Origin of the sequence: Maribellus luteus (assembly GCF_003576475.1) — a bacterium.
GTDB lineage: Bacteria > Bacteroidota > Bacteroidia > Bacteroidales > Prolixibacteraceae > Draconibacterium > Draconibacterium luteum.
The window spans coordinates 1-673 of record NZ_QWGR01000104.1 but is presented as its reverse complement, the minus strand read 5'-3'; the positions used below and the strand labels follow the sequence as shown (position 1 = coordinate 673).

General features: G+C 65.5%; 1 protein-coding gene. It reads left to right on the top strand.

Annotation, left to right across the window (positions count from 1 at the left end):
- Positions 1-673 (top strand): DUF2272 domain-containing protein (locus D1614_RS28130; RefSeq protein WP_119440493.1); only part of this gene is annotated, 673 nt, incomplete at both ends.

Genomic DNA, 673 nt, shown 5'->3' with positions numbered 1-673 from the left:
GTGGTGCGCGTGGGGCGCGACGATACGTATTGCGTGGCAGGCGGCGGTTTTCCTGACCAGCCGCAAGGCCGTTGGCTGACACCCGACGACCCGATGCCCACCCCGTCTGATGAAGGAAGCGGTACCGACATGCCGCTGCCTAAGGCAGTTGCCGAGCCTGCCGCACCTGCCCAGGCACCCTGCCTGCGTTATCCGGACGGCACGGGCGGCGAAGCCACCGCGCGCGGCTGCATGCTGGCCAAGCGCTACTGGGGCATCGTCGGCAAGACACCGACCTGCCAGCAGTTGACCACCGGCGGCTGGGCGTGGTCTGCGGTGTTCATCTCGTGGATCATGCGCAAGGCCGGCCTGCAGAACGATCAATTCCTGACCGGCGCCACGCATGCGGAATATGTGACCGACGCGCGCGATCATCTGCTCAGGCATCCCGCCTTTGTCCTTGAGCGCACACCGGCCGTGCCGCGTCCGGGCGACCTCATCTGCACCGCACGCGGCGCCGATCGCTTCATGACGGACCCGGCCGAGATCCAGGCCGGCAGAACGCCCATGCATTGCGATCTCGTCGTCGAGATGGACCCGGTGCGCCATGAAGTGAAATCGATTGGCGGCAACGTGCAGCAATCCGCATCGATGAGCATTACCGAGTTGAATGACGCCAACCAGCTCGATCCGT